This window comes from Longimicrobium sp. (assembly GCF_036554565.1).
In the GTDB taxonomy this organism is placed as follows: Bacteria; Gemmatimonadota; Gemmatimonadetes; order Longimicrobiales; family Longimicrobiaceae; genus Longimicrobium.
In genome coordinates, this window is sequence record NZ_DATBNB010000739.1 from 1 (window position 1) to 16,595 (window position 16,595).

The window sequence follows — 16,595 nt, forward strand, 5'->3', positions numbered from 1 at the left end:
TGAACGGCTCGCTCAACGCCGCGGGCTTCACCGCCGGCGACGTGATCCGTACGATGGACGGGGAGGCGGTCGCCAACGCCGCCGCGCTGCGGGCCGTGCTGGAGCGGAAGCGGGCGGGGGACGTGATCCAGGCAGCGTACGAAACGCGCGGCGGAACGCGGCAGGCGGCGGTGACGCTGGTGGAGAACCCCGCGCTGGAAGCCGTTCCCTACGAGGCTGCGGGAATGCGGGTAACACCGGAGATGCGCGCCTTCCGCCAGTCGTGGCTGGGCTCGGGAGCCAGGCAGTGAACCGAAAGAAATCGATGCGGACCACCTTTTTCGCGCTGGCGCTGCTGATGATGAACGCGGCCTCCTGCGGCAACGACGCCACCGACGACGGCGCCGAGCCAAAGGCGCCGCCGGCTCCCGCGCCCGTGCAGGCGGTGGAGCAGGTGCGCAGCTATCCGCACGACTCCACCGCGTTCACGCAGGGGCTGGTGTGGCGCAACGGCACGCTGTACGAGAGCACCGGGCGCTACGGCCAGTCGTCGCTGCGCGAGGTGGCGCTGGAAACGGGGGAGGTGCTGAAGAAGACGCCGCTCGCGCCGCAGTACTTCGCCGAGGGCATCGCCGCGGTGGGCGACAGCATCTACCAGCTCACCTGGCGCGAAGGGGTGATGTTCATCTACGACCGCCGCACCCTTCGGCCCGCGGGGCAGGTGCAGTACAGCGGCGAGGGTTGGGGGCTGACGAGCGATGGACAGTCGCTGGTGATCAGCGACGGGTCCAGCTACCTGACGTTCCTGGACGCCAAGACGCTCAACCCGCTGCGCACGGTGGCGGTAACGGACGGCGGCACGCCCGTGCACGACCTGAACGAACTGGAGTGGGTGAAAGGCGAGGTGTGGGCCAACGTCTGGCACACCACGCGGATCGCGCGCATCGATCCGCAGACCGGGCGCGTGAAGGGCTGGCTGGAGCTTGCGCCCATCGCTCCCTCGCGCAGCGATCCCGAGGCCGTGCTCAACGGCATCGCCTACGATCCGCAGTCCAACCGGCTGCTGGTGACGGGAAAGCTGTGGCCCGCGCTCTTCGAGATCCGCATTCCGTCCCTGGGCGTCGGCAGCTGAAACCACGGGGGGCGCGCGCGCGTACGGTGACACGCCGGATGCCGGCCGCTTCCACCCGAATCGCCGACCCTCATGCTGGTTCTTCGCCTTGTCCTGACGCGCGTGCTCCTGGGGCCGATCACCCGGCTCCTGGGCCGCGGCCTCCCTCTTCTTCTGCGCGCACTCCGCCTTCTTCGGCGCTGACGGGGGACGGCCGGGCCGCCGTTCCTGCACGGGCGCTCCGCCACACGGCGGAGCGCCCGCCGTTTTGGGGCTTGCCCTAACCCCCTGCGACCGTGCACTTTGCCCGCTGGGCGCCCATCCCGTGGCTCCCCCCTGACGTCCACGCCTTTCGCGTGAGATCACCGCTCCCGGGGCCGCACGGATTTCCATGATCCTGAGATGACACCAGGCACCACCGCCCAGGAGGACGCGTCCCCGCTACTTCCCTTTCCTTCGCTCGCCATCGCGCCGCTGTATCCCGGCAGCTTCTTTCCGCCGCCGGATGACGCGGGACGCGCCCTGCTGGCCGGGGACGTGGAGGGCGGCGCGTCCCGCGCCCGCGCCGTGCTGGAGGGTGCTCCGCCGGCGAGGAATCGATTCGGGGCGCTGCTGGCGCTGGCGGTCGCGGACGGGCTCCGTGGCCGGTATCGACAGGCGCTGGACGGGATCGACGAGGCGGAATCCGCCCTCCGCGAGCCGGACGATGCGCAGCGGGTGCTGATCCTGGCCAACCGCTCGGCCGCGCTGGTCGGGCTCTGGCGGCTGACGGATGCCGAGCGCGCGGCGGCGGAGGCGCTCAAGGCGGGGCGGCGGATGAAGGACGACCACCAGGCGGCGGTCGGCGGCTTCGCGCGGGCCGTGGCGCACCTGGCCCGCGGCCGCCGCGCCGACGCGCGCACGCGGCTGGCGGAGGCCGTCCGCGGCTTCGCCAGGGCGGGCGACGTGCTGCGCCAGGTGCAGTGCCACCACCTGCTGGGCGAGATCGCGTACGACGGCGAAGACCCCATCCGTGCCGGCAGCCACTACCGCGACGGGCTGGCGCTCGCCCGCCCGGCCGGCGCGCTGGACGTCGTGGAGCTGCTGACGCTGCGCTTCGAGCACCGCTGATGGCGCGGCACCCGATGGAGCCGGACCACGGGGAGCGCGAAGACGTCGCCCTTCAGGAGCGCACCCATACGCAGCCGCCGCGCATGTACCGCGTGCTGGTGCACAACGACGACTACACCACGATGGAGTTCGTCATCGAGGTGCTGGTGCGCTGGTTCGACAAGGCCGAGCCCGAGGCCATGCGCGTGATGCTGCAGGTGCACCACATGGGCGCGGGAGTGGCGGGTGTCTACACGCGCGACGAAGCCGAGACACGCGTCGCCGAAGTCACGGCCGAGGCTCGCGGCCGCGGCTTTCCGCTGCTGCTTACGATGGAACCGGAGTAGGATGTCACAGCCGGCGCTGCGCCCCGAACTGGAGATGAGCCTGCACCTGGCCGTGATGGACGCGGCCCGGCGCGGGCACGCGTACGCGGGGCTGGAGCACCTGCTGATGGCGCTGCTCCACGACGACGACACCGCCGGCGCCGTCCGCCGCGCGGGCGCCGACGTCGAGCGGCTGCGGGCGCGGCTGGAGCGCTTCCTTTCCGAGCAGATCCAGACGGGCGCCGAGCCGCGCGACACCAGCTCGCCCACGCTGGCCTTCCGGCGCGTCGTCCAGGAAGCCGTGCTGCAGGTGTACCGCTCCGGGCGCGACGAGGTGACCGGCGCGCACGTCCTGGTCGCCATGTTCGACGAGGACGACAGCTTCGCCGTGCACTTCCTGGCGGAGCAGGGCGTCGACAAGCTGTCGCTGATGCGCACCGCGTCCGACGGCCCGGCGCCGGACGGGGACCACACCGTCCCCGCGGGAGTGGACGGCGACGAAGCCGAGCCCGCCCGCGATGCGCTCGCGAGGTTCGCCACCTCGCTCAACCGCCAGGCGGCGGACGGGCGGCTGGACCCGGTCATCGGGCGCGACAAGGAGATCACCCGCGCCATCCACGTCCTGGCGCGCCGCCGCAAGAACAACCCGCTCTTCGTCGGCGACCCCGGGGTGGGGAAGACGGCGCTCGCCGAGGGATTGGCGCTGCGCATCCACCGCGGCGAGGTGCCCGCGCCCCTGCGCGACGCCGAGATCTTTGCGCTGGACGTGGGCGCCCTGCTGGCCGGCACCCGCTACCGGGGCGATTTCGAGGAGCGGCTGAAGGCCGTGCTGCGCGAGCTGGAATCCCGCCCGGGCGCGGTGCTGTTCATCGACGAGATCCACACGCTCGTCGGCGCGGGCAGCACCAGCGGGGGCGCCATGGATGCCTCCAACCTGCTGAAGCCTGCGCTGGCCGCCGGGCTGCGCTGCATGGGCTCCACCACCTGGGACGAGCTGCGCTCGCACTTCGAAAAGGACCGCGCCCTCGCCCGCCGCTTCCAGAAGGTGGAAGTCGCCGAGCCCTCGGTGGACGACACCGTCCTGATCCTCGAGGGGCTGCGGCCGCGCTACGAGGAGTTCCACGGCGTGCGCTACACCCCGGAGGCCGTCCGCGCCGCCGCGGAGCTTTCGGCCCGCCACCTTCACGATCGCCGGCTCCCCGACAAGGCCATCGACCTGCTGGACGAGGCCGGTGCGGACGTGCGCCTGGCCGGCCCGGAGCCCGATGCCGCCGCCGGCCGGGAGGACGATGCGCGGCCGGAAGTGGGCGTCGAGGTGGTGGAGCGCATCCTCTCCGCGATGGCCAACGTGCCGCCGCGCACCGTCGCGGGGAGCGACCGGGAGCGCCTGCGCACGCTACAGGCGGAGCTGCAGGCGCGCGTCTTCGGCCAGGATCAGGCGATCGGGCAGCTCGCCTCGGCCATCAAGCTGGCCCGCGCCGGGCTGCGCGATCCGCGCAAGCCGGTGGGCTCGTTCCTGTTCACCGGGCCGACGGGGGTGGGGAAGACCGAGGTGGCGCGTTCCCTGGCCGAGGTGATGGGCGTGGAGCTCATCCGCTTCGACATGAGCGAGTACATGGAGCACCACACCGTGTCGAGGCTGATCGGGGCGCCGCCCGGGTACGTGGGCTTCGACCAGGCCGGGCTGCTGACCGAGGCCGTCACGCGCGCGCCGCACTCGGTGGTGCTGCTGGACGAGATCGAAAAGGCGCACTCCGACGTGTTCAACCTGCTGCTGCAGGTAATGGACTACGGCAGGCTGACCGACAACAACGGGCGGCAGGCCGACTTCCGCAACGTGGTGCTGATCATGACCAGCAACGTGGGCGCGGAGGAAATCAGCCGCCGGCGGCCGGGGTTCGGGGCCGGCCCCGCCGGCCCAGGCGACGACGACCGGGCCTTCGAGCGCACGTTTCCGCCGGAGTTCCGCAACCGCCTGGACGCGCGGATCGCGTTCGCGCCGCTCTCGCCGGGGGTGATGGAGCGGATCGTCGACCGGCTCGTGCGGGAGCTGGCCGATCGCCTGGCGGATCGGCGGGTTGGGCTGGAGGTGTCGCCGGCGGCGCGGGCCTGGCTGGCGGAAAACGGATACGATCCGCTCAACGGCGCTCGTCCGCTGGGCCGGCTGCTGCAGGACCGCGTGGCCCTCCCGCTTTCCGAGGAACTGCTGTTTGGCGCCCTGGAAAACGGCGGTGCCGCCCGGGTGGACGCCGCCGGGGGAGAGCTGTCCATCCAGTATTCCTGATCCCGCCGGCGGCTCGGCGGAGGGCGGACCTCATCTTGCGACAGGGTGTACATGGTTTGCGCGAGGATGGGCCAGCACGGAAGCGGACACGACCTCCGCGGGAGTGAAACCGTAGCAGTTTGAAGGAGCCGCTGTTTTCTGCGCAGGCCTAAACGCGTGTGCGGAAAGAAAATAGTGGCGTTTCGGCACCCGGTTGCATATAGTATACAGTATTGTCACTGTGCTAAGACAAATTTTCAGGGTACACCTGCAAGGAGAATGTCTGGATGAAGACTTCCAGAAATAAGGCGGCGGCTCTGCGCGTCCCCCGCCGGTGGCGCACGCCGCCGCCGCTCACCCGCGGCGCGGAGTCGCTGGAGGGGATGGAAATCCTCCGCGAAGTCGGCGGCGAGGTCGGCGTGCTGCTGTGGCAGGCGTACCGCAACGTGATGTTCTGGTCCACCACCGACGAGGGCGAGCGCGGCCACCTGTTCTCGCCGCGCGCCGGCGAGCGGCGGCGGGCGGAGCTGGACGACGCGCGGGTTCCGGCGGAGCTCGCGGGCGCGCTCGACGCCGTGGCGGCCATGCTGGCGGCGCCCGACGGCACCGGCGGCAGCGACGTCGCCGACGCGTGCACCGCGATCGCGCGCTGGGCCGAGGAACAGGGCCACATGAACACGGCCCTGGCGTACACGCAAGCCGCGTCGGTGGCGTCGCCGCGCAACGCGCGCCTGGCCCTGGCGGTGGGGCAGCTCGCCCGTCGCCGCGCCGAGCTGGCCCGCGCCGAGACCTGGTTCCGCCACACCATCATGGTGGCGCGCCAGATCGGCGACTGGGAAGCGTACTCGCGCGCGTACATCGCGCTGGGCAACATGTTTGTGGCGCGCGGCAACTTCCCGGGCGCGCACCGCATGCACATCAAGGCGCTGCGGGCGGCACGCCGCAAGGGCATGCCCCAGATCCAGGGCATGGCGCTGCACGACCTGTTCGTGATCGCGGACGAAACGGGCCGCGACGAGCAGGCCGAGGAGTACGCCCGCCAGGCGTTCCGGGCGTACGGACCGACACACCCGTCGCTCCCTTCGCTCGCCCACGACGTCGCGTACTTCTGGATGCAGCGGGGGCACTTCCAGCGGGCGATGGAGGTCTTCCATGCCTTGGAAGCGCACCTGAGCACGCCTCGCGAGCGCCTGGTGCTCATCTCGAACCTTGCGCGCGCGGCCGCTGGCGTCTCCAACCGGGACCTGTTCCGGCGGGCCTGGACCCAGGTGTACCGCCTCTCGAAGGAGTCGGAACTGCAGACGGTGGTTCCCAATGCCTTGCTGGAACTCGCCTTTGGTGCGGCGAGCCTCAGCGAGTGGGACCGTGCCGAACAGGCTGGCCAGGAGTCGTTGGAGCTGGCGCAGAAGTTTGGGCAGGGCAAGACCCGCTTCCGTGCCGAAGCGTTGCTCGACTCGATTCGGTCGGGCCGGGCCGCCCAGGAGCGTGTGACGGTCGGGCGTGCTTCCCCGAAGGGCGATGCGCTCGCGACGGACTTCGTACGCAGCCTGGGCGGGATGCCGGCGGGCGCGGGCGTCTGACCGGAACGAAAAGAACTCCCCGCAGGCGTATGCCTGCGGGGAGTTCCTGCTTTGGTCGCAGAGGTGCTCAGCCGCCGGAACCCAGGTGACCGTTGCAGAAGATCACGCCCGTCGCCGGGTCCGTCTCCCACCTGCCCACGCACGTGACCTCGTCGCGCGAGGCGCCGGCGGGCTTTGCTTCGGGAGCGGTCGGGGAGTTGTCGCAGGCGCCCAGGGCGCCGATCGCGAGGACTGCCAGGAAAAGCCGGGCGAGTTTCATCTGTGCTCCGATTTCGTGCTGGGAGGTTTTGTTCGAATGGGCTGACGGGAGGTTGTGCCCGAGGTACGCCTGAAACTTGCATGCGCGGGCGCCTTCGTGCCCATTCTCCTGCGCCACATCACCGAGTATTACCAGACAAGTCATGTTTTCCCCCGGGCGCCCGCTGCTGGTGCTGCACTCAAACGGTGCATTTCGGGAGCACCTGCGGCGGTTGGGCGTGCGCGGCTACCAATGCTCGTTCGTGGCCACGTGGGACCGGCTGCGCGAAGCCGTGGTCGAGTCGCCCCCCACGGCGATCCTGGTCGTGGACCCATATTCCCCCGCCACCCCCGCCACCCCCGGCGCCTGCCGGCTCTCCAGCGACCTTCGCTCGCTCCTGCTCGAGTTTCCCTCGGCCACGGTGCTGGCCGCCATGGACGTGCCCCCGGGCCGCTCGGGCGACCTGCGCACGCTGGGGGAATGGGGCGTCACCGACGTCATCTGCCTGGACGAGGACGACACCCCCGAGGCGGTGTACCGGCGGCTCCGTTCGGTGGAGGGGCGCACCCTGCAGGCGCTCCTGCAGCGTACGCTTCCCCCCATGATGTCGGGGCGCGCGCGGATGCTGATGATGACGGCGGCGGAGGTGGTGTCGGTGGGGGGAAAGGGGCGCGACCTGGCGCGGCGGCTTCACCTGTCGGAGCGCACGGTGCTGCGCTGGGCGGAGCGGGCGGGGCTCCCGGCGCCCCGGCGGATGCTGGCGTGGATGAGGATCCTGCTTGCGGCGGTGCTGCTGGACGATCCCGGGCGCACGGTGCTCAGCGTGGCGCACGCCTGCGGCTACGCGTCGGACAGCAGCTTGCGGCGCGCCATGCAGGACTTCCTGGGCACCGGGCCCTCGGCGCTGCGGAAGGAGGGGGCGTTCGGGCGTGCGTCGCGGGTGTTCCTGGGCGAGCTTTCCATCACCCGGGCGGAGCGGCGAGACCGCTACTCGCTGCGCTTCTGATCAGGGGAAAGAACGGTCGAAGTCCAGGAGCAGCGTGCGCCATCCGGCTCCCTGCACCACGAGCGCGCCCACGTAGCCGGGGCCGGGGTGAAGCTCCCGCATCGTCCAGCGGCCCGCCTCGGCTGGATCGCCGCGGGTGGCCAGCAGCCGGGCCGGCTCGCCGGGGAGGAACGACACGTCGAAGCGGTCCAGGGGCATCGAAAGCCCCTCGCCGACGGCCTTGATGTACGCCTCCTTGCGCGTCCAGCACTGGAAGAACGCCAGGTCGCGCTCCCCCTCGGGCACCGTGGCGAACGACTCGTTCTCCGGCGCGGAAAAGAAGCGCCGGGCGATGTCGATACCGTCGGGCATGGGCTTCAGCCGCTCCAGGTCTACCCCGATCTCCCTCTGCAGCGTTATCGCGTACAGCGCCAGGTCTCCCGCGTTCGACACGTTGAACGACACCCCGGACCAAGCGGCCGGCCCGTCCAGCGCGGGCTTCTGGTACGGGCTGAGGCGGTAGGCGAGCGCGGCCGGCGCCACGCCGGTGTATCGCGACAGGATCTCCCGCTGGATCCCCCGGCCGGCCACGAACGCCTGGCGCAGCTCCGGAAAGCGAAAGCGGTCTGCCCGGGTCCGCTCGTCGGCGGAAAGGTGCGCCTCCAGCCTGCGCAGCACCGAGCCCGGCGGGCGCAGCGAGGCGCGCCACACGTGCACCTCGTCGGACGCGAGCGCCGGGCCCGCGGGAGGCGCCGGCGCCCAGGCGTGCTCAGCCATGGGCGGCCACGATGGGCCGCAGCTCGCGCGAAAGCGCCGCGAGCACCTGGGGGCGGTCGCTGTTCAGGAAGAAGTGGTCGCCGGGGAACATCTGCATGCGGAACTCCCCCGTCGTCTGCTCCCGCCAGGCTTCTACCTGCTCTCGCGGCACCTCGTCGTCCCGCTCGCCGCCGAACGCCGTGATCGGCACGTCCAGGGGCGGCTCGGCATCGTACCGGTAGGTTTCGCCCAGCGAGAAGTCGGCGCGGAGCACCGGCTCCAGAAGCTCCATGATCTCGGCGTTCGCCAGGATCTCCTCGGGCGTGCCGTTATAGCGGCGCAGCGCGTCGATGAACTCGCCGTAGGGGAGCGCGTGGATGGGCGGCTCTTCGTCCGCCAGCTGCGGGGCGGGGCGCCCGGAGGCCACCAGCAGCTGCGGCATGGGCCCGCCCGCGCGCCGAAGCCGCCGCGCCAGCTCGAACGCCATCAGCCCGCCGTTGCTGTGGCCGAACAGCACGAAGGGCCGGTCCAGCAGCGGCGTGAGCTCGCGGTGAATCGCATCCGCCAGCTCGTGAAGGTTGCCGATCGGCGTTTCGCCGATGCGCGCCTCGCGGCCCGGCGGCTGTACCCCCACGACCTCCACCTCCGCCGGCAGGCCACGCGGCCAGGTGTTGAAGATGCTCGCCCCGCCCCCCGCGTAGGGAAAACAGAACAGCCGCACGCGGGCGGCCGGGTTGGGGGTGGGGACGAGGGTCCATCGGTTCATCGATCCGGCTCTGCTCATGGCGTCGTTCCGTGCCGCGAGGACGTCCGCGCGGCGGGTGGATGGGGTTGGACGAACGGGTCAGGCGGGGGGAGCCGCGCGCTCCACTTCCCAGCGGCCCAGCGTGACCTGCTGGATCTGGGTGCTCCCCTCGATGATCTCCATCACGCGCGAGTCGCGAAGGTAGCGTTCCACGGGGTATTCGCCGGTGCAGCCGTTGGCGCCGTGCACCTGCACCGCGTTGAGCGCCGCCCGGGTAGCGGCGCGCGAAGCGAAGTACTTGGCGTGGAACGCCTCGCGCCCGGCGTCGGGGTGGCCTTGGTCGCGCAGCCAGCCGGCGCGCAGGCAGAGGAGGCGCGCGGCCCGGTACTCGGTCGCCATGTCGGCGAGCATGGCCTGCACCAGCTGGTGCTCGCCGATGGGCACCCCGAACTGCACGCGCCGCGCTGCGTAGCCGGCCGACGCTTCCAGGCACGCCCGGACGATGCCCACGCATCCGCAGGCCACGCTGTACCGCCCCAGCTCCAGCGCCGAGATCGCCACCCCCAGTCCGAACCCGGGCCCGGCGAGGCGGTCTTCGCGGGGCACGCGGACGCCGTCCAGGACGATCTCGGCCACCATCGAGGCCCGCGTGCCGGTGACGTCCAGCGGCTGCACGGAAACGCCGGGCGAGCGCAGGTCCAGCAGCAGGGCGACCGGCTTTCCCTCGGCCTGGGCGAAGGTCAGCAGCACGTCGGCGAGCTGGCCGTACGTGGTCCACTTCTTCCGCCCTCGCAGCACGTACCCGTCGCCATCCGCCTCGGCCGTCGTCTGCACGGCGGCGGCGTCGCTCCCCACCCCTGGCTCGCTCAGGCCGAAGGCGCCGATCACCTCTCCACGCGCCATCCGCGGCAGCCAGCGCTCCTTCTGGGCGCGGCTTCCCCAGCGGGCCAGGGCGTGGCACGCCATGGAATGCACGGTCAACAGCGAGCGAAGCGACGAGCAGCCGCGCCCCAGTTCTTCGTTCAGCAGGCCGAAGGTGACGGCGTCCATTCCCGAGCCGCCGAACTCCGGTGGCACGGCGGCGGCCAGGAACCCGGCCTGCGCCATCCCCTCCACCACCGACGCAGGGGTGCGCGCCTCGCGGTCCCACGCCCCGGCGAACGGGACGACCTCGCGGCTCACCCACTCGGCGAAGGCCGCGCGCTCCGCCTCCTGGGCCGCGCCCAGCCCCATCCGCAGCCCGTCTCCGGGCGCGGAGCCGTCCGGCACTGTCAGGCGGCCCCGGCGGTCCGCTTGCGCTGGACGAAGCCGGCCAGGGCGTCGATGGAGCGGAAGTTGTCGATCTCCATGTCTTCCCCCTCCACCGTTACCTCGAAGGCCTGCTCCACGAACTGCACCAGCTGCATCGCGAACATCGAGTTCACGTACCCCGTGGCGAAGATGTCCTCGTCGTCGCGCAGCTCCCGCCCGCGCATGAATTTCCCGACGAAGCCGCGGAGGGTCTGCTTTTCGTCTGTCATGTATCCGAGTAGTCGAAGAAGCCGCGGCCGCTCTTCCGGCCGTGCAGCCCCGCATCCACCATCTTCACCAGCAGCGGGCAGGGCCGGAACTTGGGGTCGCCGTAGCTGTCCTGCAGCACCTGCAGCGAGTACAGGATGGTGTCGAGGCCGATCAGGTCGCCCGTGGCCAGCGGGCCCATCTTGTGGCCGAAGCAGGTGACGAAGATGCGGTCGATGTTTTCCGCGCTCGCCACTCCGTCCATCACCTCCCAGATCGCCTCGTTGATGGTGATCATCAGCACGCGGTTGCTCACGAACCCGGGAAGGTCGTTCACCACGATGCCTTCCTTGCCCATCTGCCCCAGGAAGCGCAGTGCGGTGTCGATCGTCTGCTGGCTGGTGTGGAAGCCCCGGATGGTTTCGACGACCGGCTTCAGCGGCACCGGGTTCATGAAGTGCATGCCCAGCACGCGGTCCGGCCGGCCGGTCCATCCCCCGATGCGGGTGATGGAGATGCACGAGGTGTTGGCGGCGAAGCAGGCGTGCGGCGGGCACACCCGGTCCAGCACGGGATAGATCCCCTGCTTGACGTCCACCTTTTCCGTCGCGTTCTCGACCACGAAGTCGGCCTCGGCGAACGGGGCGTAGTCCGTGGTGAAGGTGATGCGCGACAGGACCTCGGCGGCCGGCGGGCCGCCCTTCTGCCCGGTGAAGAAGCCGTGGAAGCGCACGTTGCGGCCGATCTCGGCGCGCGCCCTCTCCAGCACCTCGGCCGACAGGTCCAGCAGCAGCACGCAGTGGCCGGTCTGGGCCAGGTTCTGGGCCACGCCTGCGCCCATCACCCCCGCGCCCACCACGCCGATGGTGCCCAGCTGCGGCGGGGCGTCGTCGGTGGTTTCCATCACTGTTGGTCTGTCGGATCGATGGCGGGTCCGGGATGCTCCCGGTGGCCCCCGCCGCGGGATCGTCCGCGCGGCGGGGGTCTTCGGTGGTGGCGGGCCTCAGCCCAGGCCCTGCTGCTGCATCTTTTCGCGGAGGCTCTTGGGACGCATGTCGGTCCACACCTCTTCGATGTAAGCCAGGCAGTCGGCCTTCAGCCCCTGCTTTCCCGCCTTGTGCCAGCCCAGGGGCAGCTCGCGGTCCGCCGGCCAGATGGAGTACTGCTCCTCGTCGTTCATCACGACCTCGTAGATCGTGGTATCCTCGCGCTCGTCGCTCATGGTGTGGCCTGTGGAATAGGTGCGTGGCGGGCCGGCGTCCCGTTCCGGCGGCGCGGAATGTAACACGCTTGCCGCTGGTTTTGAAACACCCGGGTCGTGGCTCCGTGAAGGGGATCTGCAGGGAGAGGGTATCCACCGTCAGGGGCCGGGCCGCGCGCCGATTTTCCCGGCAGCGTCGGGCGCAGGGATCGAGACGCCACCGTTCGCGCAGGATTCTCGACGCGTGTGGGTCGGCCCGGACGAGAGGGGCGTGTGGAGGGGCGCGCATCGAGGAGGCCGGCGGAACGCGTCCTCGCGGCCGGGCGGACGGCGCACGATCAGGCGTGGCTGCGAAGCACCTCTCCCAGGCGGGCGATGCCCTCGCGGATGCGGTCCGGGGCGGAGAACGTGTAGTTCAGCCGCAGCCCGCTCTGTCCCGCGGTGCTTCCCGGCAGTGCGAAGGCCGAGCCGGGGACGTAGGCCACGCCCTGTTCGAGCGCTGGCAGCAACAGCGCGCCGGCATCCATCTCCCCCGGCAGCTCCACCCAGATGAGCCCGCCGTGTTGGGGAACGCTCCACCGGGTGCCCGCAGGAAAGTGGCGGGCGATCTCCGCGATCATCAGGTCGCGGCGGGCGCGGTACTCCGCACGCACCCGTTCCAGGTGATGCGGAAAGTGCCCGGAGTCCAGATACGACGACACCACCCGCTGGCTGAAGGTGCTGGTGTCGAGGTCGCACCCGTCCATGGCGCATCCGAGCACGGGCACCAGCGGCTCGGGGGCCACGATCCATCCTACCCGGAACCCCGGCGCCAGCACCTTGCTGAACGAGCCGACGTACAGCACCCACTCTTCGTCCAGTGCGCGCAGTGGCGGCTCGGCGCTGCCGTAGTGAAGCAGGCCGTACGCGTCGTCCTCCACCAGCGGAACGCGGTGCCGCCGCGCCAGCTGCACCAGGCGCCGGCGCTTGGCGGGGCTCAGGCTGCATCCCAGGGGGTTGTGGCCGTCGGTGACGCAGTAGATGAAGGCCGGCCGCTCTCCCCCGTCCAGGAAGGCTTCGACCGCGTCCACGTCCATCCCCGTCTGGAGGTCGCTACCGACGGAAAGGATGCGGGGCGCGTACGGCTCGATCACCTGCTGGAAGCCCATGTACACCAGCTCTTCGCAGATCACGGTGCCGCCCGGCTCCAGGAGCACGCGCGCGAGCAGGCTGAGCGCCTGCTGGGCCGCGGTGGTGATGAACACCTGCTCCGGGCCTACGCGCACGCCGCGGCTCGCCATCACCCGCACCACGTGCTCCTTGAGCTCGGGATGCACGGAGCGGTACTGCAGCGCGGTGGGGTCGGTGCCGAGCACGTGCTCCGCCGCACGGGTGTATTCGGCGATGGGAAACAGCTCCGGGGCGGGAAGCCCCAGCGCGAACGAGATCACTCCCGGCCGCGCCATCAGCCCCATCATCGCCTGGATGGTGGACGGGCGAACCGCCCCGGTCCATGAAGCCAGCGGCAGCCCCGCGATTTCGTGCGGCGCGGCCGGGCGGGGGACAGCCAGAGTATGCATGTGGACTGCGACGGGGGGAGTGATGGCGAGGTGTGCCTGAAAGGCTAAACCGATCCCCCGGTATTTGCAATAGTGTGTCGGACAACGTGTGGGCTGGTGCCGGCGGCGTCCTCGGGGGAGCGGCCGGACCGCGAGCACCCACTCGACTTATCCCATACATACATGAGCCGCCATCGCCCGAACCGCAGGTGGGGCCCGCGATCGCGGAGCCAAATCGAGCGTTCACGCGGAAACTGGTGAGAACAAGCTGGACGTGGCGGCGGAAATTGATTACGTTGATTGCTGTTGGCGTCATACGCCAAACGGCCAGGCTGGTGGATGAACCCGGAACGACAGGCACAAGCATGCAACCGATCGCCCGTCCGCTGATCGTCCTGCACTCCGACGGCGTGTTCAAGGAGCGAGTGCGGAAAGTGGGAACCCACCGCTTCAAGACCCAGTTCGTGGAAGACTGGGACGAGCTGCGCACGGCGCTCAACGAGTCGCCGCCCGCGGCGCTGGTAGTGGTGGACCCGTACACCCGCACCTACGGCACCGAGACGGAGCTGGCGCCCGAGCTGCGCTCCATCCTGTGGGAGTTTCCCACGGCCACGGTAATCGCGGGGCTCGAGGTGCGCCGCGGCCGCGTTCGCGACCTGCGCACGCTGGGCGAGTGGGGGGTCAAGGAGGTGATCGCGCTCGACGAGGAAGACACGGTCGAGGCCATCTCGCGCCGCCTGCGCAGCGCGCAGGGGCGCCCGCTGCAGAGCCTGCTGGAGCGCTCGCTGCCCAGCAACCTTTCCGGCCGCGCCCGCGCGCTGCTGATGGCCGCCGCCGAGGTGGTGGCCGAGGGCGGCCACGGCCGCGACCTGGCCCTGCAGCTCAAGCTTTCCGAGCGCACGCTTCTGCGCTGGGCCGAGCAGGCCGACCTTCCGCCGCCACGCCGCGTGCTGGCGTGGATGCGCGTGCTGCTTGCCTGCGAGCTGCTGGACGATCCCGGGCAGACGGTGCTGAGCGTGGCCTACACCTGCGGCTACGCCTCCGACAGCTCGCTGCGCCGCGCGGTGCAGGAGTTCACGGGCGTCATGCTCACCCAGCTGCGCAAGCAGGGCGCGTTCGCCACGGCGTCGGAAAAGTTCCTGGCCGAGCTGGAGGCCGCCCGCGAGGAGGGCCGCATCCGCCGCAAGGAGACCAAGGCGGCGGACGACGGCGACTTCCCCATGTCGCGCATCCATCCTCCGCACGAGGAAATGACGCTGGCCGCCACGCTGGCGCCCAGCCCCGAGCGCCCGCGCCGCCGCGGCCGCCGCAAGGCGACCGCGCAGTAGGCTCCTCCGCTGTTCCGGATCAGCAAGCAGGCCCCACCGAACGGTGCGGGCCTGCTTGCAATGTGAAGGATTGCGCGAAAACCTGTCATCCTGAGGCCCAGGCGAACGGCACTCGCCCGTAGCACATCCCGCGCGGGCCGAAGGATCTAGCCGTGGGCACGTACTAGCCAGGGCGCGGCAGCGGTCACGAAGGCCGAGGCCTCGGCTGCCGTGGGGCCCTCACCCCGCCGCGCTGACACGCGGGCGACCCTCTCCCGCAAGCGGGAGAGGGTGTACACGCCAGACTTGGAGGCGTGGGTGGCGGGTCCGGCGCTCGGGCCGGGGCCCCCCATCCCCAGCCCTTCCCCCGCAAACAGCCGCGGGGGAAGGGAGCCAGTCGAGTGCACGAGGCCAGCCGAAGCGCAGTTCAGGTCTCCCCCTCCCCTGCGCAGCGGGGGACGGGGGCCGGGGCGAGGGGGCTCCCAGAGGCATTTACCCGCACCCCGTCGAACCCCGATCGAAGTTCTCCCCTCTCCCGCGCTGTTTGCGGGGGAGGGGCCGGGGGAGGGGGAACCGCGGCCTGCGAGGCAGCCCGTCCACCCAGCGCCGAGCCTCCGCCTCACCGCCTGCGGCGGGGGGGAGGCCGGCGGGGGCGCTGGGGCTTGGGCTTCGGCTTGGGACGGGCCTGCTCGATGGCCGTCGCGGTGCCCGCCCGCGTGCGGATGGTGGCGTCGGTGATGGAGAGCGCGGCGACGTCGGCCACGCGCGCCCGGACCCGCAGGATCTCGCCCTGGCCGCCGTTGCGATACGTGCGGTTCGTCAGCAGGATCACGAACAACTCCCGCTCGGGATCGATCCAGATGGACGTGCCAGTGAACCCCGTGTGCCCGAACGACCGCGCGGACAGGTAGTCCCCCGCCGAGCTGCGCGCGGCCGGCGTGTCCCACCCCAGCGCCCGGGTCTCTGCCCCGGGCTGGCGCGCCGTCCATCGCCGCACCGTTCCCGCGCCGAACACCCGCCGCGTTCCGTACGCGCCCCCGTTCAGCAGCGTCTGCGAGTACACCGACAGGTCCCACGCGGTGGAAAACAGCCCCGCGTGCCCTGTGACCCCGCCCAGCCGGTACGAGTTGCCGTCGTGCACCACCCCGTCCACGACGAACGGGTGCTCCGACTTGAGCGACGTCGGCACGGTGCGCGGCTGCAGGTGCGCCGGCGGCAGGTACATGGTGGACTGCATCCCCAGCGGCCCGAAGACGCGGCGCGCCACGAAGCGGTCCAGCGGCTCCTCGGCCCGGCGCTGGATGGCCTCGGCCAGCAGGATCATCCCGAAGTCGCTGTAGCGCACCGTCTGCCCGGGGTCGCTGACCAGCCTGGCGCGAATCACCTGCCGCACCGCCTGCTCCGGCGACGAGGCGCTGCCGTACAGCCAGGAGCCCGCCGGCAACCCGGCCGTGTGCGTCAGCAGGTGCCGCACGGTGACGTCGCCCTTGCCGCCGCCCCGGTAGCCGGACACGTACCGCCGCACGGGCGCGCCCAGCTCCATCCGCCCCTCGTCGACCATCACCATCGCCGCCGCCGTGGTCCCCACCACCTTGGAGAGCGAGGCGATGTCGAACATCGTGGAGCGCGGGTCCACCGGCGCCCCGCCCGTCTGCCCGTATCCTTCCATCTTCACGATCACCCCGCGCCGCCCGATCGCAACGGCCGCCGCGCTGAACACGCTGTCGCGGATGGCGTTGCGGAGGAGGGTATCGATCGACGCCAGCCGCGCCCCGTTCATCCCCGCCGAGTCCGCCGGGAGCACGCGAAGAGTGCGCGCAGCCGGCCACGCCGCCCCGGCCGGGATCGCGGGCTTCACCCCGCCGTCCAGCACCAGCCCCGCCACCGCCCGCTGCGCCGCCGGCCCGGTTCCGCGCGCCAGGACGACGGACGCCGCCGCGGGCGGAGCCGCGTCTGCCGGGGGGAAGAAGTCGATCCAGA

16 protein-coding genes and 1 pseudogene are annotated in these 16,595 nt (G+C 71.3%); 8 read left to right on the plus strand and 9 right to left on the minus strand.

The genetic code is table 11. The features are described from left to right. The 6 genes and pseudogenes from VIB55_RS20725 to VIB55_RS20750 all read left to right on the plus strand — a co-directional run. Positions 1-290 (plus strand): annotated as a pseudogene (locus VIB55_RS20725) (M61 family peptidase); the annotation flags it as partial. A 14-nt stretch (positions 291-304) separates the two neighbouring features. Beyond that, positions 305-1,111 carry a glutaminyl-peptide cyclotransferase gene (locus VIB55_RS20730; protein WP_331878577.1) on the plus strand — a complete coding sequence of 269 codons (807 nt, stop codon included), beginning with the start codon at positions 305-307 and terminating at the stop codon, positions 1,109-1,111. Between the two features lie 381 nt (positions 1,112-1,492). Then, positions 1,493-2,200 (plus strand): hypothetical protein, encoded by a 708-nt coding sequence (locus VIB55_RS20735; protein WP_331878578.1) that lies wholly within the window; start codon positions 1,493-1,495, stop codon positions 2,198-2,200. Next, entirely contained in the window at positions 2,200-2,526 is a 327-nt protein-coding gene (locus VIB55_RS20740) for an ATP-dependent Clp protease adaptor ClpS (RefSeq protein WP_331878579.1), read from the plus strand. The genes VIB55_RS20735 and VIB55_RS20740 overlap by 1 nt, the downstream gene beginning before the upstream one ends. A 1-nt stretch (position 2,527) precedes the next feature. Continuing rightward, on the plus strand, positions 2,528-4,789 hold the full coding sequence (locus VIB55_RS20745; RefSeq protein WP_331878580.1) for an AAA family ATPase: 2,262 nt from the start codon (positions 2,528-2,530) through the stop codon (positions 4,787-4,789). Between the two features lie 266 nt (positions 4,790-5,055). Then, positions 5,056-6,348 (plus strand): tetratricopeptide repeat protein, encoded by a 1,293-nt coding sequence (locus tag VIB55_RS20750; RefSeq protein ID WP_331878581.1) that lies wholly within the window; start codon positions 5,056-5,058, stop codon positions 6,346-6,348. A 67-nt stretch (positions 6,349-6,415) separates the two neighbouring features. On the opposite strand, the gene VIB55_RS20755 is transcribed toward VIB55_RS20750, so the two are convergent. Next, entirely contained in the window at positions 6,416-6,607 is a 192-nt protein-coding gene (locus VIB55_RS20755; protein ID WP_331878582.1) for a hypothetical protein, read from the minus strand. A gap of 217 nt (positions 6,608-6,824) precedes the next feature. Between VIB55_RS20755 and VIB55_RS20760 the strand changes: the two genes are divergently transcribed. Continuing rightward, on the plus strand, positions 6,825-7,592 hold the full coding sequence (locus VIB55_RS20760) for an AraC family transcriptional regulator (RefSeq protein ID WP_331878583.1): 768 nt from the start codon (positions 6,825-6,827) through the stop codon (positions 7,590-7,592). On the opposite strand, the gene VIB55_RS20765 is transcribed toward VIB55_RS20760, so the two are convergent. The 7 genes from VIB55_RS20765 to VIB55_RS20795 all read right to left on the minus strand — a co-directional run bounded on the left by VIB55_RS20765 (position 7,593) and on the right by VIB55_RS20795 (position 13,329). Beyond that, positions 7,593-8,348 carry a 4'-phosphopantetheinyl transferase family protein gene (locus tag VIB55_RS20765; protein ID WP_331878584.1) on the minus strand — a complete coding sequence of 252 codons (756 nt, stop codon included), beginning with the start codon at positions 8,346-8,348 and terminating at the stop codon, positions 7,593-7,595. It abuts the gene before it with no gap. Beyond that, positions 8,341-9,111 carry a thioesterase II family protein gene (locus VIB55_RS20770; RefSeq protein WP_331878585.1) on the minus strand — a complete coding sequence of 257 codons (771 nt, stop codon included), beginning with the start codon at positions 9,109-9,111 and terminating at the stop codon, positions 8,341-8,343. Before VIB55_RS20770 ends, VIB55_RS20765 begins: the two co-directional genes overlap by 8 nt. 60 nt (positions 9,112-9,171) lie before the next feature. After that, positions 9,172-10,341 (minus strand): acyl-CoA dehydrogenase family protein, encoded by a 1,170-nt coding sequence (locus VIB55_RS20775; protein ID WP_331878586.1) that lies wholly within the window; start codon positions 10,339-10,341, stop codon positions 9,172-9,174. A 2-nt stretch (positions 10,342-10,343) separates the two neighbouring features. Next, on the minus strand, positions 10,344-10,592 hold the full coding sequence (locus tag VIB55_RS20780; protein WP_331878587.1) for an acyl carrier protein: 249 nt from the start codon (positions 10,590-10,592) through the stop codon (positions 10,344-10,346). Next, entirely contained in the window at positions 10,589-11,473 is an 885-nt protein-coding gene (locus tag VIB55_RS20785; RefSeq protein ID WP_331878588.1) for a 3-hydroxyacyl-CoA dehydrogenase family protein, read from the minus strand. The genes VIB55_RS20780 and VIB55_RS20785 overlap by 4 nt, the downstream gene beginning before the upstream one ends. A 99-nt stretch (positions 11,474-11,572) precedes the next feature. Next, positions 11,573-11,791 carry an MbtH family protein gene (locus tag VIB55_RS20790; RefSeq protein WP_331878589.1) on the minus strand — a complete coding sequence of 73 codons (219 nt, stop codon included), beginning with the start codon at positions 11,789-11,791 and terminating at the stop codon, positions 11,573-11,575. A 317-nt stretch (positions 11,792-12,108) separates the two neighbouring features. Then, positions 12,109-13,329, minus strand: a complete 1,221-nt coding sequence (locus tag VIB55_RS20795) for a PLP-dependent aminotransferase family protein (protein ID WP_331878590.1) — start codon at positions 13,327-13,329, stop codon at positions 12,109-12,111. 344 nt (positions 13,330-13,673) lie between these two features. Here VIB55_RS20795 and VIB55_RS20800 point away from each other — a divergent pair, with 344 nt between their 5' ends. Beyond that, the gene (locus VIB55_RS20800; protein WP_331074051.1) at positions 13,674-14,636 is read left to right on the plus strand and encodes a helix-turn-helix domain-containing protein; all 963 of its coding nucleotides are present in this window, start codon (positions 13,674-13,676) and stop codon (positions 14,634-14,636) included. A gap of 598 nt (positions 14,637-15,234) precedes the next feature. Here VIB55_RS20800 and VIB55_RS20805 read toward each other — a convergent pair. Then, positions 15,235-16,595, minus strand: a 1,361-nt coding sequence (locus tag VIB55_RS20805; protein WP_331878591.1) for a serine hydrolase domain-containing protein, incomplete at its 5' end; no start/stop codon positions are given.

Bases quoted from the DNA above. Each gene is read 5' to 3' on its own strand.
- VIB55_RS20795 (WP_331878590.1), bottom strand. From the start codon at position 13,329: ATGCATACTCTGGCTGTCCCCCGCCCGGCCGCGCCGCACGAAATCGCG.
- VIB55_RS20730 (WP_331878577.1), top strand. From the start codon at position 305: ATGCGGACCACCTTTTTCGCGCTGGCGCTGCTGATGATGAACGCGGCC.
- VIB55_RS20770 (WP_331878585.1), bottom strand. From the start codon at position 9,111: ATGAGCAGAGCCGGATCGATGAACCGATGGACCCTCGTCCCCACCCCC.
- VIB55_RS20790 (WP_331878589.1), bottom strand. From the start codon at position 11,791: ATGAGCGACGAGCGCGAGGATACCACGATCTACGAGGTCGTGATGAAC.
- VIB55_RS20780 (WP_331878587.1), bottom strand. From the start codon at position 10,592: ATGACAGACGAAAAGCAGACCCTCCGCGGCTTCGTCGGGAAATTCATG.
- VIB55_RS20765 (WP_331878584.1), bottom strand. From the start codon at position 8,348: ATGGCTGAGCACGCCTGGGCGCCGGCGCCTCCCGCGGGCCCGGCGCTC.
- VIB55_RS20740 (WP_331878579.1), top strand. From the start codon at position 2,200: ATGGCGCGGCACCCGATGGAGCCGGACCACGGGGAGCGCGAAGACGTC.
- VIB55_RS20800 (WP_331074051.1), top strand. From the start codon at position 13,674: ATGCAACCGATCGCCCGTCCGCTGATCGTCCTGCACTCCGACGGCGTG.
- VIB55_RS20755 (WP_331878582.1), bottom strand. From the start codon at position 6,607: ATGAAACTCGCCCGGCTTTTCCTGGCAGTCCTCGCGATCGGCGCCCTG.
- VIB55_RS20750 (WP_331878581.1), top strand. From the start codon at position 5,056: ATGAAGACTTCCAGAAATAAGGCGGCGGCTCTGCGCGTCCCCCGCCGG.
- VIB55_RS20785 (WP_331878588.1), bottom strand. From the start codon at position 11,473: ATGGAAACCACCGACGACGCCCCGCCGCAGCTGGGCACCATCGGCGTG.
- VIB55_RS20735 (WP_331878578.1), top strand. From the start codon at position 1,493: ATGACACCAGGCACCACCGCCCAGGAGGACGCGTCCCCGCTACTTCCC.
- VIB55_RS20745 (WP_331878580.1), top strand. From the start codon at position 2,528: ATGTCACAGCCGGCGCTGCGCCCCGAACTGGAGATGAGCCTGCACCTG.